Raw genomic sequence first — 12927 nt, 5'->3', positions numbered from 1 at the left:
ATTTCGGGTTGCAACAGTTTATGTAAAAACATAATGTTCGCAGCTTAAGTGACCTTCAAGGCCTCGTGCAAATGCAATCCAGTCTGACCGAATGTGAAGTCGCCCAACTGCGCGCCTCGGCGTCCAAAGCCTGCGCCTTGCTTAAAGCCCTGGCCAATGAGGATCGCCTGTTGATTCTCTGTCAACTGACCCAGGGCGAGCGCAACGTCGGCGAACTGGAAAAAATGACCGGCGTACGCCAGCCGACGCTGTCCCAACAACTGGGCATCTTGCGCGATGAAGGCCTGGTCGCGACCCGCCGCGAAGGCAAATACATTTTCTATGGCCTGGCCAGTCACGAAGTGATCCAGGTGATGAAAACCCTCTCGGGGCTCTATTGCGGAGCGGTACTCAAGAGCTGGGAACAGCCATAAATGCCAGCCCTCACAAACATCTCCTGTGGGAGCGAGCCTGCTCGCGAAGGCGGCGTGTCAGCCGACGAATAGTTGACTGAGCCACCGCTTTCGCGAGCAGGCTCGCTCCCACATTGGTTGTTGTGGTGAGCCAAAAAATCCTTGCGTGCAGCAAAAGGAACAAGCAATGAACGATCAACACTGGGGCCTATCCATCAGTGCGGACATCGTGGTCATCGGCGGTGGCACGGCCGGCATCGGTTTTGTCGCCAGCCTGCTCAAGCGTGACCCGCAGCTCAAAGTCACCGTGATCGAACCGAGTTCACAGCACTACTATCAACCGGCGTGGACGCTGGTCGGCGGTGGTGCGTTTGATGTGAAAGACACCGTCAGGCCTATGAGCAAAGTCATGCCACGGCAGGCAACGTGGATTCAGGCCAGTGTCAGCGCCATTGACCCGCAAAGCCGCCAACTCACTCTCGACGACCAGCGCACCGTCAGCTATCAGAACCTGGTCGTCTGCCCCGGCCTGCGCCTGGCCTGGGAGAAAATCGAAGGTTTGCAGGAAAGCCTCGGCCAGCATGGCGTCACTTCCAACTACAGCTATCAACACGCCCAGTACACCTGGGATCAAGTGCAGAAACTGCGCGACGGCCGGGCGCTGTTCACCCAGCCGGCGATGCCGATCAAATGCGCCGGCGCACCGCAAAAAGCCCTGTACCTGTCTTGCGATTACTGGCGCAAATCCGCCGTGCTGAAAGACATCAAGGTTGAATTCAATCTCGCTGGCGCTGCACTGTTTGGCGTGCCGACCTTCGTGCCGCCGCTAATGAAGTACATCGAACAGTACGACGCGCAACTGGCGTTCAACTCGAATCTGGTCAAGGTCGACGGCCCGGCGAAAACCGCGTGGTTTGAAGTCAAGGACGCCGATGGCAATGTCAGCCGGGTCGCGAAAACCTTCGATCTGCTGCACGTCGTGCCGCCACAAGTCGCGCCGGATTTCATCGCACAGAGTGCGCTGGCCGATGCCGGCGGTTGGTGCGAAGTCGATCCACACAGCTTGCAGCATCCGCGCTATCCCGAGGTGTTCGCACTGGGCGATATCTGCGGCACCAGCAATGCGAAAACTGCCGCAGCGGTGCGCAAGCAGGTTGTCGTCGTTGCGCAAAACCTGCTGGCCGCGCGCAAACAACAGCCGCTGCCGCTCAAGTATGACGGCTACGGCTCGTGCCCGCTGACGGTGGAGAAGGGCAAGGTGATCCTCGCCGAGTTCGGCTATGGCGGCAAACTGCTGCCGACTTTCCCGCTGGACCCGACCGTGGCCCGCCGTTCGGCATGGTGGCTGAAAGCGACGCTGCTGCCGTGGTTCTACTGGCACGGCATGCTCAAGGGCCGCGAATGGCTGACGCGTCTGTCCAGGATCGACTGAGAAAACCCCTATGTTGCTGGCAAGTCTGTTTGGCGTGGTGATGGGGTTGGTCCTCGGCCTGACCGGTGCGGGCGGCGGGATTCTCGCGGTGCCGGCGCTGGTGCTCGGGCTCGGCTGGACGATGACGCAAGCGGCGCCGGTGGCCTTGTTTGCGGTCGGCAGCGCGGCAGCGGTCGGGGCGATCGACGGTTTGCGCCATGGCCTGGTGCGTTACCGCGCGGCGCTGTTGATCGCGGCACTGGGCGCGGTGTTTTCGCCGCTGGGGATCTACTTCGCGCATCAGTTGCCGGAAAAGATTCTGATGATTCTGTTCAGCCTGCTGATGGTTCTGGTCGCTTGGCGAATGTTCAGAAAGGAGCGTCAGCAAGCGGGGCCGAGCGATCACGGCCATGCCAGTTGGGGCCAGAAAAACTGCATGCTCAACGAGCAGACCGGGCGCTTCGACTGGACCGCCAAATGCACCGCCACCCTGGCTGCACTGGGAGCAGTTACTGGCGTGGTTTCAGGTTTACTTGGCGTCGGCGGCGGCTTTCTGATCGTGCCGGCGTTCAAGCAACTGACCGATGTGCAGATGCGCGGCATCGTTGCGACGTCATTGATGGTGATCAGTCTGATTTCCGCGATCGGGGTGATCGGCGCGTTTCATGCGGGGGTGCGTATCGACAGCCAGGGCGCGGCGTTCATTGTCGCCAGTATCGTTGGCATGCTCATCGGTCGCAGGCTTTGTGCGCGAGTTCCGGCGCGGGCGTTGCAGGTGGGGTTTGCCAGTGTCTGTCTGGTGGTGGCGGGGTACATGTTGTTGCGGGCGTGAAGAGCAAAAGATCGCAGCCTCCTTGCACGAGGCTGCGATCTTCTCAGCGGGTTACAACACCAGGTGCGGCAGCCACAGCGAAATCGCCGGAACGTAGGTCACCAGCAGCAACACCAGGAACAGCACGCCATAGAACGGCAGCAGCGCTTTCACGGTGCTTTCGATACTGACCTTGCCCACCGCCGAGCCGACGAAGAGCACGGCGCCCACCGGCGGTGTTATCAATCCGATCCCCAGGTTGACCAGCATGATCATGCCGAACTGCACCGGATCGACACCGATGCCCATGATCACTGGCATCAGGATCGGCGTGAGGATCAGAATCAGCGGCGCCATGTCCATCACCGTGCCAAGCAACAGCAGCATGACGTTGATGCACATGAGGATCACGTAGCGGTTGTCCGACAGGGTCAGGAACAGCGTGGTGATTTTCGCTGGGATCTGCATCAGCGTCATGATGTAGCCGAAGCTGGCGGCGAAACCGATCAGGATCATCACGATGGAGATGGTGCGCACCGTGCGGTGCATCAGCTTGGGCAGCTCGCTCCATTTGTAGTCGCGGTAGATGAACATGGTCACGAAGAATGACCACAGCACCGCGATGGCCGCCGATTCAGTGGCGGTGAAAATACCCGAGAGAATGCCGCCGAGGATGATCACCATCGCCATCATGCCCCATAGGGCTTCGCCGACGATCTTCAGCGCCTGGCGCATCGGAATCACTTCGCCCTTGGGGTAGTTGCGCTTTTTCGCGAAAATCAGGCACAGCACCATTAGGCAGGCGCTCATCAGCAGGCCCGGGACGATGCCGGCCATGAACAGCGAGGCGATCGAAACGGTGCCGCCGGCGGCCAGCGAGTAGAGCACTGAGTTATGACTTGGCGGGGTCAGCAGGGCTTGCACCGAACCGCTGACGGTCACAGCGGTGGAGAAGTCGCGCGGATAACCCTTGCGCTCCATCTCCGGAATCAGCACCGAACCCACCGACGCCGTGTCAGCCACCGACGAACCGGAGATCGCGCCGAAGAACGTCGAGGCGACGATGTTGACCAGTGACAGGCCACCACGGACGAAACCTACCAGCACGCCGGCACACGCCACCAACCGCCGGGACATGCCGCCCTCGGCCATGATCGCACCGGCCAGGACGAAGAACGGAATAGCCAGCAGCGAGAATTTGTTCACCCCCGAGGCGACCTGGATCATCACCGCCTGGAAGGGAATGTCGATCCACCATGCGCCGATCAGCGCAGCGGCGCCCAACGCGTAGGCGACCGGCATGCCGATCAGGATCAATACGATAAAACTGCCCAGCAGGATCAGAGCGTCCATTAAGCGGCACCTTCACTTTCTTCAACCAGGTCGAACTGCACGACCCGACGTTTGCTCTGGTCACCGAGCAAGAGTTTTTCCACGACAAAAATCAGCGTCAGCAAACCGCCCACGGGGATCGGCAGATAGGTCACACCAACGCGCAGATCGGGCAGGGCGGCCATGAACTGGTTCCAGGTGGACATGCACAGCTTGGTGCCCCAGATGGTCATGAAGATGCAGATTGCCGCCATCAGCAGTTGCGAAAAAATCGCTGCTGCGGATTTCAGCTGCGGTGGCATGCGGTCGGTGAGCATGGCCACGGCCATGTGCGCACCGGCGCGGTAACTGGCGGCGGCGCCGATGAAGGTGAACACCATCATCAGCAGGATCGCCGTCGGCTCTGGCCAGCTGGAGCCGGTGCCGAGCACGTAACGGGCGAACACGCCCCAGGGAATCATCAGGGAAATCGCCAGGACGGAAAGGCCGGCGACCCAGATGCACGTCATGTAGATCTTGTCGTTGATACGCAGCAGCAGATTCTTCATCGGGTTCCACCGTAACCGGGCGCGCCTGAACCGCTGGCGCGCCGGGCCTTTTTCATGAGTACGGAGCGGGAGGCGTTACTGAACAGCTTCGATTTTCTTGATCAGGTCGGCGTACTTCGCGCCGTACTTTTCCCGTACCGGAGCGGTGGCGTCGTAGAAAGGTTTCTTGTCGACTTCGATGAACTCGACGCCGGCGGCCTTGAGTTTTTCTTCACTGGCAGCGGACTTCTTGTCCCACAGCACGCGCTCCTCAGCCTGGGCAGCCTTGGCTGCCGTTTTCACCATCTTCTGTTGATCCGGAGTGAGTTTTTCCCAGGTGATTTTCGACATCACGATCGGCTCCGGCAGGATCAGGTGACCGGTCAGGCTGTAGAACTTGGCGTTCTGGAAGTGGTTGTGTTCGAGCAGGGTCGGCGGGTTGTTTTCCGCACCGTCGATCACGCCGGTCTGCAGGGCGCTGAAGATTTCCCCGGTGTCCATGGCGATGCCGTTACCGCCCATGGCGTTCATCATGTCGATGAACATCGGGTTGCCTTGCACGCGAATTTTCATGCCCTTGAGGTCTTCGAGCTTGCGCACCGGTTTCTTGGTGTAGATGTTGCGCGTGCCGCCGTCCATCCACGCCAGGGCTACCAGGCCGAATTCGGAGTTGGTGATCTTGTCGAGGATCTCATCGCCTACCGCGCCATCAATGACGTTACGCATGTGTTGCTGGTCGCGGAAGATGAACGGCATGTTGAACACGTTCACATCCGGCACCACGGGGCCGACGATGCCCAGGCTGACGCGCGACAGCTGCACCGCGCCGACCTGCATCTGCTCGATGACTTCCTTCTCGGAACCGAGCACACCGCCCGGGAAGTATTGGAAGGTCAGCTCGCCGTTGGTTTCCTTTTCAAGCGTTTTGCCCATGCTCTTTTCGGCCACCACGGTTGGGTAACCGTCTGGATGAATATCAGCGAATTTGAGTTTCATATCTGCCTGAGCGCCACCAGCAAAGGTGAACATCAGCGGGAGTGCAGCGGCGAGCAAGGTGCGTTTGAAGTTCATGGGGGTGAGTCTCCAGTCTTGTTATTTTTGTGTTCAAGGCGCAGCGGTGCAGCAGAGGGTTTAAAGCAAATCGTTGAATTGCGGTTCGGCGAGGCCCTTGACGCCTGGCTTCAGGGCGAACACGCCGCCGGCCAGGGATTGCGGGTCGTGGTCATCGCCGGGGCGAATCGAGGCGACAAACAAGGTGTCCAGGTTGCTGCCGCCGAAGGCGCACATGGTCGGTTTCTTCACCGGTACTTCCAGCGAGAAATCCAGTCGGCCATCCGGGGCAAAGCGGTGAATCAGGCCGGCGTCGTTGGCGCAGATCCAGTAGCAGCCTTCGGCATCCACGGCAGCGCCATCGGGGCGGCCGGGGAAATGATTCATGTCGACGAAGATTCGGCGATTCGATGGCGTGCCGGTCTCGATGTCGTAATCGAAGGCCCAGATCAGTTGCACATTGGGGTGCGAATCCGACAGGTACATGGTTTTGCCGTCAGGGCTGAAAGCGAGGCCGTTGGGCACGATGAAGCCATCCAGCTGCGCTTCGATCACGCCCGTCTGCCCGGCGCCGTAGCGATAGAGCCGGCCTTCAAGCGCGTTCAGGCCCATATTCAGCACCATGCTGCCGGCCCAGAAACGCCCTTGGCGATCACAGCGACCGTCGTTGAGGCGCATGTCGGCGCGGCTGTGCTCGACGGTGGCGAGCAACTCACTGTCGAGGCTGCCGTCGCTGTGCGGGTGCAGGCGAAAGAAGCCGCTTTCCATGCCAGCAACCCAGCCGCCACTGCGGTGGCGGGTGATGCAGGCGAGCATTTCCGGGGCCTTCCACGAGGCAACATGCCCGCTGTCAGCGCTCCAGCGTTGCAGTCCGCCGTTGGGGATGTCGACCCAGTACAGAGCGTTTTCCTGCGGCACCCAGACCGGGCTTTCACCGACCGCGTTGCGGGCGTCGACGATCAATTCGGCTTGCATACTCATTCCCATGGTTTTTATTGGAGGGGATCAAGTCGAACGGTCAGTCGCCGAACGGGCCTGCTGCGACGAAAGCGCCGCCCTGGTAGATCCGCGCCGGGTCATCGTCGGCCGGCATCGGTTGCGCTTCGACCTTGTCGCGGAACACTTCCGAGGTGTCCCTGGCTTCGAAACCGAGGTGGCTGGCGTAGCGGTTGTCCCACCAGACGTCTTTGTTGGCGGACATGCCGTAGACCACGGTGTGGCCGACGTTCGGTGTGTACAGCGAGCGTTCGAGCAGTTGCGTGAGATCGTCGAAGCTCAGCCAGGTGTGCATCATCCGGCGGTTCTGCGGTTCGGGGAACGAGGAGCCGATGCGGATGCTGACGGTTTCGATACCGTAGCGATCGAAGTAGAAACTGGCCATGTCTTCGCCGTAGGACTTGGACAAGCCGTAGTAACCATCGGGACGACGCGCCGAAGTGGCGTCGAGCTGTTGGTCCTGTTTGTAGAAACCGATGACGTGGTTGGAACTGGCGAAGATCACCCGCTTCACACCGTGCTTGCGTGCCGCTTCGTAAATGTGGAACACGCCACAGATGTTGGCGCCGAGGATTTCTTCGAACGGGCGCTCGACCGAGACGCCGCCGAAATGCAGGATCGCATCGACCCCTTCGACCAGTTGATGCACGGCTTGCTTGTCGGCGAGGTCGCAGAGCACGACTTCTTCGTGTTCATCGACGGCCGGGGCGAGGGCGGCGATGTCGGACAAGCGCAGCACATTGGCGTAAGGGCGCAGGCGTTCGCGCAACACTTGGCCCAGGCCGCCGGCGGCACCGGTCAGCAGCAGGCGGTTGAAAGGAGCGCGGGGGGTAGAAGTAGACGTCATGGCAATCCCTGAACACATTGTTATTAGGTTTGTTGTAGGTTGTCGTATGACTGCGCTGAAGTATCGGTAGGGTTTCCGGATCTTGTCAACGCGACTTTTGGTGTAGATGACGGAAGGGGCGATTCATTTTCTCAACACCCGATACCTGACCTGCAATGCAATCCCCTTGTGGGAGCGAGCCTGCTCGCGAAGGCGGCGTGCCAGTCAGAACAAGTCGACTGGTCCGCCGCTTTCGCGAGCAGGCTCGCTCCCACAGGGCAAACCGCCAACCCTTACAACAACGAAATCGGATAGCTGATAAAGATCCGGTTCTCGTCAAATTCGTTGGTGCTGAAGTCCCGGCGAATGGTCGCGTTGCGCCATTTCACGTTGAGGTTCTTCAGCGGGCCGCTCTGCACGGTGTAGGCCAGTTCCGATTCGCGGCCCCATTCCTTGCCGTCATTGGTGGTGGCGGTGTGTACGTTATCGCCGCTGATGTAGCGGTTCATCAGGGTCAGGCCAGGCACGCCCAGCGCAACGAAGTTGTAGTCGTGGCGCACCTGCCAGGAGCGCTCTTTGGCGTTGTCATAACTGGCGTTGTAACTGTCGTTGGCCAAGGTGCCGCCGCTGGTGCCGTTGACGCGCATCCAGGCATCGTCGCCGGTGAGTTTCTGCAGGCCGACGTAGAAGGTGTTGCCGCCATACTTGGCCGAGAGCAGGGCGAACGCGGTCTTGTTGTCGAGGTCGCCGGCCTGAGCGCTGCCGTCTTCCTTGCCGGTGAAGAAACCGAGGTTGGCGCCCAGCGTCCAGTCGCCCATCGGCTGACTGTGGCTGAGGTTGAAATACTGCTGCTGGTAGATGTCGGTGAGCTCGGCGTACCACACGCCGACCATCGTGCGTTTTTCGTTGAAGCTGTATTCGCCGCCGCCGAAGTTGAAGCGATCGGAGGTGAACGCACCGCGGCCGTTCATCGACATGTCTTCCATGCTCGCGTCGTTGCGCGGGCTGTTGCCACGAAACTGGCCGCCGTAGACGGTCAGGCCGTTGATCTCGGTGGACGTGATCTGGCCACCGCGAAAGGTCTGCGGCAGGGAGCGGCCATCGTCAGAGCGCAGGATCGGCAGCACCGGCATCCATTCACCGACTTTCAGTTCGGTCTTCGAGACTTTGGCTTTCAGCGCCACGCCGAGGCGACCGAAATTGTCGGCCGGGCGACCGTCATCATGAATCGGCAACAACTGCGTACCGCCAGTGCCTTTGCCGCCATCGAGCTTTTGCGAATACAGCCCGAGCACATCGAGGCCGAAGCCGACCGTGCCTTGGGTGAAGCCGGATTTGGCGTCGAGAATGAAGCTCTGCGTCCACTCTTCAGCCTTGCCCTGCGGATAGGCCGGGTTGACGAAGTTGCGGTTGAAGTAGGCGTTGCGCAGGTTCAGCGTGGCTTTGCTGTCGTCAAGAAAGCCTTCGGCATCGGCGCTCATCGGCAGGGCCAGAGCGAGGCTGCTGCAACCGATCAGGCTGAGGGTCGAACGCGGTTTGAAATGGGCAAAACGTGAAGGGCGGACGGAATTGCGGGCGAGTGGGCTCACTGTGACGCTCCCTGGATCGTTTGTTGTTTTTATTATTTGTTATACGTCGTCGTACAACATCGATGCGGATATTTCCCAGATTTTCGGGGATTGTCAACTGGAAGTTATACGATGACTTCCCATGTGACGCCGAACCCATGTGGGAGCGAGCCTGCTCGCGAATGCGGACTTTCATTCAATGAAGTTGTCGATTGACACAGCGCTTTCGAGAGCAGGCTCGCTCCCACAGGGTTTCAAGGTGTCTGTCGAGTCGTGTATTGCCCGTCAAATTGCGGCAAACTTCCTCCACCCCCAGCACCAGGCCGATTCATGGATAAATACGCCCCGCGCAACTGGCAACCCCACGAAAAGCCCAGCCTGCCCGGTTCTCCGTCGACCCCGTTGCATTCCACGCCCAAGCGCCTGGCGTACGCGGCGGTTGGCGTGCTGGTGGCGGTGACCGGTGGGCTGGGAAACTCGCTGGTGGTTGCCAACCTGCCTTACCTGCAAGGCTCGCTCGGCGCGACCACGGCGGAGATGGCCTGGCTGCCCGCGGCGTATGTGATGACCAACGTGTCGATGAACCTGCTGCTGGTGAAGTTTCGCCAGCAGTTCGGCTTGCGCGCGTTCACCGAAGTGTTTCTGGTGCTGTATGCACTGGTGACCTTCGGCCATTTGTTCGTCAACGATCTCAACTCGGCAGTGGCGGTGCGGGCTGCCCACGGCATGGTCGGTGCGGCGCTGAGCTCGCTGGGTCTGTATTACATGGTGCAGGCGTTCCCGGCGAAGTGGCGGCTCAAAGCGCTGGTGCTCGGCCTCGGCACGTCGCAGTTGGCGTTACCGCTGGCGCGGCTGTTTTCCGAAGACCTGTTGCAGATCGCCGAATGGCGCGGTCTGTACCTGTTCGAATTGGGCATGGCCCTGCTGTCACTCGGCTGTGTGTTGCTGCTGAAGTTGCCGCCCGGTGACCGCTTCAAAACCTTTGAAAAACTCGATTTCCTCACCTTCGCCATCCTCGCCACGGGTGTGGCGTTGTTGTGCGCGGTGCTGTCGCTGGGGCGGATCGACTGGTGGCTGGAGGCGGACTGGATCGGCGTGGCGCTGGCCTGTTCGATCGCGCTGATCATTATGGGCCTGGCTATTGAGCACAATCGCAGCAACCCGATGTTGATGACACGTTGGCTGGGCAGCGGAACGATGATTCGCCTGGCGCTGGCGGTGACCCTGATCCGCATGGTCACCTCGGAGCAATCCACCGGCGCGGTCGGTTTCATGCAGAACCTCAACATGGGCTATGAGCAGTTGCACAGTCTGTATGTGGTGATGCTGATCGGCAGTATCGCTGGGCTTGCCACCAGCGCGTTGACCATCGACCCCAAACATTTGCTGATGCCGTTGATCATTTCCTTGGCGCTGATGGCCACCGGTTCGGTGATGGACAGCTTCTCGAACAACCTGACCCGCCCCGAAAACATGTATTTCAGTCAGTTCCTGCTGGCGTTCGGCAGCACGTTTTTTCTCGGCCCGACCATGGTGTTCGGCACGCGCAACGTGCTGACCAATCCGCGCAACCTGGTGAGCTTTTCCGTGCTGTTCGGGATCTGCAATAACCTCGGCGGACTGCTCGGCGCGGCGTTGCTCGGCACTTTTCAGATCGTGCGGGAGAAGTACCATTCCAGCCACATCGTCGATCATCTGGTGATGTCCGATCCGTTGGTGGCTGCGCGAGTGCAGAGCGGCGGCTCGGCGTTCGGCGGTTTGCTCGCCGACCCGAGCCTGCGCAATCTGGCCGGCATGCGCAGCCTCGCCAATGCGGCGACACGCGAAGCGAACGTGCTGGCCTATAACGATGTCTTCATGCTGATCGCGGTCATTGCGGTACTGACCATGATCTGGCTTTCGATTCGCGCGTTGTGGCTGATGAGCACCACCAAAGCCATTGAACCGACACCTTCCGTACCACCCAGCGGTGCCACTTCTTCATGACCGAACCGACCACCACAACCACCAACGCCATCGCCGCCACACCTGAAGGGGAGGCGCCGCCGTCATCACCCAACACCGCGCCGCGTTCGCTGCGGGTGCGGATCATCTCTTCACTGGGCTTTGCCGCAATCGCCATCGTCGGCGTGCTGATCGTGTTGTATGCCTGGCAACTGCCGCCATTCAGCAGTGCGGTCGAAACCACCGAAAACGCCTTGGTGCGCGGGCAGGTGACGATCATCGGCCCGCAGCTCAGCGGCTATGTGTTCGAAGTGCCGGTGCAGGACTTCCAATACGTCAAGGCCGGGGACCTGCTGGTGCGTCTGGACGACCGCATTTATCAGCAGCGCCTCGACCAGTCCCTGGCACAACTGGCAGTGCAGAAGGCCGGACTGGCCAACGTCGTGCAGCAGCGCAACAGCGCCGAAGCAACGATCAAATTGCGTCAGGCGGTGCTTGCCGACAGCCAGGCGCAGTTGCGCAAGAGCGAGGCCGATCTGCGGCGTAATCAGGACCTGGTGCGCGACGGCTCGGTGTCCAAACGCGAATTTGACGTGACCCTCGCTGCCAACGCGCAAAGCACGGCTTCTGTGGCGCAGGCCAAGGCCAATCTGGAAATCGCCCGGCAGGATCTGCAAACGGTGATCGTCAATCGCGGCTCGCTGGAGGCCGCCGTGGCCAGTGCCGAAGCGGCGGTGCAACTGGCGCGGATCGATCTGTCGAACACGCGAATTGTCGCCCCGCGCGACGGTCAGCTCGGGCAGATCGGCGTGCGCCTCGGCGCCTACGTCAACTCCGGCGCGCAATTGATGGCGCTGGTCCCGGACCAGAAATGGGTGATCGCCAACATGAAGGAAACCCAAATGGCCAACGTACGTGTCGGGCAACCGGTGCGCTTCACCGTCGACGCCTTGAACCACCGCAGATTCACTGGCCATGTGCAGCATATTTCGCCGGGCACCGGCTCGGAATTTGCCTTGCTGCAGGCCGACAACGCCACCGGCAACTTCGTCAAGATCGCCCAGCGGGTGCCGGTGCGCATCACTATCGATCCCGATCAGCAGGAAGCAGAACGCTTGCGGCCGGGGATGTCAGTTGTTGTCAGCATCAACACCGCCGCCGGCGACACCCAACCCCACTGATCAATGCACGGGCTCTATTCATTCGGGCGAGGGGGTGACCCGGCAACTTTTGCGGTTGCGGATCTGCTCGTCGCTGGGTCTCTCGCGAACGAATTCGAAACGCGGTTCGCCTTCGCTGTAATGCACCAGCCAGCCCCATTCCAGTTCGCTTTCGTCCTGTCCGGGATGCGGTGGCCGGGCCCACCAGGGTTCTTTGCTGAGGATCTCGCGCATGGCAGCCTCCGGTTGATGGCAATCCTTGAACTATAGCTTCCTGTCGCGAGTCGTCAGAACAGGCTGTGTAGAATCGGCGCGATCATGACGATATGGGGGGGCAGGGCGATGATGGATGAAGTGCGCAGGCAGGAACCGTCGAAACGGCTGTTTTTCGCTTTGGATTGCCCGCCGGCGCAGCGCAAGGCAATCGCCCAGTGGCGCGCGGAACTGGGCCTGCGCAGCGGCAAACCGGTGCCGGCGGATAATTTTCATCTGACCCTGCTGTTTCTCGGTGCGGTGCCGCTGGCGCAGATTCACGGCGTCTGCGAAGCAGCGGGCAGTGTGCGTATTCCCGGCGAAACGTTGCGCATTGAGCTGGATCGCTTGCAGGTCTGGCATCGCGCCGGTGTGCTATCGCTGGCACCGGAACAGGCGCCGCCCGCGTTGTTGCGCCTGGTTTATGCGCTGGAGCAGGCGATGCTGCCGTTCGGTTTTGAAGAAACCACCCACGAGTTCCGCCCGCACCTGACGCTGGCCCGCGAATACCGCGCGCCGGAGCCGGAGGCGCGCACGCCGCCGGAGTTCTTTCTGCGTGCTGAACGCTTCGCTCTGTTCGAATCGCACAAGGGTCGCTATCGGGTTGTGCAGGACTGGCCGCTGATCTGAACGGACAAAAAAGGCGCCCGAAGGCGCC

13 protein-coding genes are annotated in these 12927 nt (G+C 60.7%); 6 read left to right on the top strand and 7 right to left on the bottom strand.

What is annotated here, in order from left to right:
• Positions 1 to 71: 71 nt before the first annotated feature.
• The 3 genes from BXA01_RS05015 to BXA01_RS05005 all read left to right on the top strand — a co-directional run bounded on the left by BXA01_RS05015 (position 72) and on the right by BXA01_RS05005 (position 2635).
• Positions 72 to 413 carry an ArsR/SmtB family transcription factor gene (locus tag BXA01_RS05015; protein ID WP_016775194.1) on the top strand — a complete coding sequence of 114 codons (342 nt, stop codon included), beginning with the start codon at positions 72 to 74 and terminating at the stop codon, positions 411 to 413.
• Positions 414 to 579: 166 nt separating this feature from the next.
• The gene (locus tag BXA01_RS05010; protein ID WP_076563444.1) at positions 580 to 1824 is read left to right on the top strand and encodes an NAD(P)/FAD-dependent oxidoreductase; all 1245 of its coding nucleotides are present in this window, start codon (positions 580 to 582) and stop codon (positions 1822 to 1824) included.
• 10 nt (positions 1825 to 1834) lie between these two features.
• On the top strand, positions 1835 to 2635 hold the full coding sequence (locus BXA01_RS05005) for a sulfite exporter TauE/SafE family protein (RefSeq protein WP_076563443.1): 801 nt from the start codon (positions 1835 to 1837) through the stop codon (positions 2633 to 2635).
• 51 nt (positions 2636 to 2686) lie between these two features.
• Here BXA01_RS05005 and BXA01_RS05000 read toward each other — a convergent pair whose 3' ends face one another.
• From BXA01_RS05000 to BXA01_RS04975, 6 genes are all read right to left on the bottom strand, one after another.
• Positions 2687 to 3967 (bottom strand): TRAP transporter large permease, encoded by a 1281-nt coding sequence (locus BXA01_RS05000; protein ID WP_016775191.1) that lies wholly within the window; start codon positions 3965 to 3967, stop codon positions 2687 to 2689.
• Entirely contained in the window at positions 3967 to 4494 is a 528-nt protein-coding gene (locus BXA01_RS04995; protein ID WP_076563442.1) for a TRAP transporter small permease, read from the bottom strand. The genes BXA01_RS05000 and BXA01_RS04995 overlap by 1 nt, the downstream gene beginning before the upstream one ends.
• A gap of 75 nt (positions 4495 to 4569) precedes the next feature.
• A complete protein-coding gene (locus tag BXA01_RS04990; RefSeq protein ID WP_076563441.1) occupies positions 4570 to 5544 on the bottom strand; it encodes a TRAP transporter substrate-binding protein in 975 nt (324 codons plus the stop codon).
• A gap of 60 nt (positions 5545 to 5604) precedes the next feature.
• Positions 5605 to 6498, bottom strand: a complete 894-nt coding sequence (locus BXA01_RS04985; protein ID WP_076563440.1) for an SMP-30/gluconolactonase/LRE family protein — start codon at positions 6496 to 6498, stop codon at positions 5605 to 5607.
• 43 nt (positions 6499 to 6541) lie between these two features.
• On the bottom strand, positions 6542 to 7366 hold the full coding sequence (locus BXA01_RS04980; protein ID WP_076563439.1) for an NAD-dependent epimerase/dehydratase family protein: 825 nt from the start codon (positions 7364 to 7366) through the stop codon (positions 6542 to 6544).
• 272 nt (positions 7367 to 7638) lie between these two features.
• Positions 7639 to 8934, bottom strand: coding sequence for an OprD family porin (locus BXA01_RS04975; RefSeq protein WP_016775185.1), 1296 nt, complete (start codon positions 8932 to 8934; stop codon positions 7639 to 7641).
• 309 nt (positions 8935 to 9243) lie between these two features.
• On the opposite strand from BXA01_RS04975, the gene BXA01_RS04970 reads away from it, so the two are divergent.
• Entirely contained in the window at positions 9244 to 10899 is a 1656-nt protein-coding gene (locus tag BXA01_RS04970; RefSeq protein WP_073471236.1) for an MFS transporter, read from the top strand.
• Positions 10896 to 12038 carry an HlyD family secretion protein gene (locus BXA01_RS04965; protein ID WP_076563438.1) on the top strand — a complete coding sequence of 381 codons (1143 nt, stop codon included), beginning with the start codon at positions 10896 to 10898 and terminating at the stop codon, positions 12036 to 12038. The genes BXA01_RS04970 and BXA01_RS04965 overlap by 4 nt, the downstream gene beginning before the upstream one ends.
• A gap of 18 nt (positions 12039 to 12056) precedes the next feature.
• Here BXA01_RS04965 and BXA01_RS04960 read toward each other — a convergent pair whose 3' ends face one another.
• Positions 12057 to 12251, bottom strand: a complete 195-nt coding sequence (locus BXA01_RS04960) for a hypothetical protein (RefSeq protein ID WP_024013337.1) — start codon at positions 12249 to 12251, stop codon at positions 12057 to 12059.
• Positions 12252 to 12359: 108 nt separating this feature from the next.
• On the opposite strand from BXA01_RS04960, the gene thpR reads away from it, so the two are divergent.
• Positions 12360 to 12899: an RNA 2',3'-cyclic phosphodiesterase gene (thpR, locus tag BXA01_RS04955; RefSeq protein ID WP_076563437.1), complete on the top strand. Its 540-nt coding sequence runs from the start codon at positions 12360 to 12362 to the stop codon at positions 12897 to 12899.
• The last annotated feature ends 28 nt before the right edge of the window (positions 12900 to 12927 follow it).

It is taken from the genome of Pseudomonas sp. B10 (assembly GCF_900156235.1).
GTDB lineage: Bacteria > Pseudomonadota > Gammaproteobacteria > Pseudomonadales > Pseudomonadaceae > Aquipseudomonas > Aquipseudomonas siliginis.
This window is presented reverse-complemented; position numbering and strand designations above follow the sequence as displayed.

Coding starts and splice junctions, on each gene's coding strand:
- BXA01_RS04985 (WP_076563440.1), bottom strand. CDS start 6,498: ATGCAAGCCGAATTGATCGTCGACGCCCGCAACGCGGTCGGTGAAAGC.
- BXA01_RS04995 (WP_076563442.1), bottom strand. CDS start 4,494: ATGAAGAATCTGCTGCTGCGTATCAACGACAAGATCTACATGACGTGC.
- BXA01_RS04980 (WP_076563439.1), bottom strand. CDS start 7,366: ATGACGTCTACTTCTACCCCCCGCGCTCCTTTCAACCGCCTGCTGCTG.
- BXA01_RS04970 (WP_073471236.1), top strand. CDS start 9,244: ATGGATAAATACGCCCCGCGCAACTGGCAACCCCACGAAAAGCCCAGC.
- BXA01_RS05010 (WP_076563444.1), top strand. CDS start 580: ATGAACGATCAACACTGGGGCCTATCCATCAGTGCGGACATCGTGGTC.
- BXA01_RS04960 (WP_024013337.1), bottom strand. CDS start 12,251: ATGCGCGAGATCCTCAGCAAAGAACCCTGGTGGGCCCGGCCACCGCAT.
- BXA01_RS04965 (WP_076563438.1), top strand. CDS start 10,896: ATGACCGAACCGACCACCACAACCACCAACGCCATCGCCGCCACACCT.
- BXA01_RS05015 (WP_016775194.1), top strand. CDS start 72: ATGCAATCCAGTCTGACCGAATGTGAAGTCGCCCAACTGCGCGCCTCG.
- BXA01_RS05005 (WP_076563443.1), top strand. CDS start 1,835: ATGTTGCTGGCAAGTCTGTTTGGCGTGGTGATGGGGTTGGTCCTCGGC.
- BXA01_RS05000 (WP_016775191.1), bottom strand. CDS start 3,967: ATGGACGCTCTGATCCTGCTGGGCAGTTTTATCGTATTGATCCTGATC.
- thpR (WP_076563437.1), top strand. CDS start 12,360: ATGATGGATGAAGTGCGCAGGCAGGAACCGTCGAAACGGCTGTTTTTC.
- BXA01_RS04990 (WP_076563441.1), bottom strand. CDS start 5,544: ATGAACTTCAAACGCACCTTGCTCGCCGCTGCACTCCCGCTGATGTTC.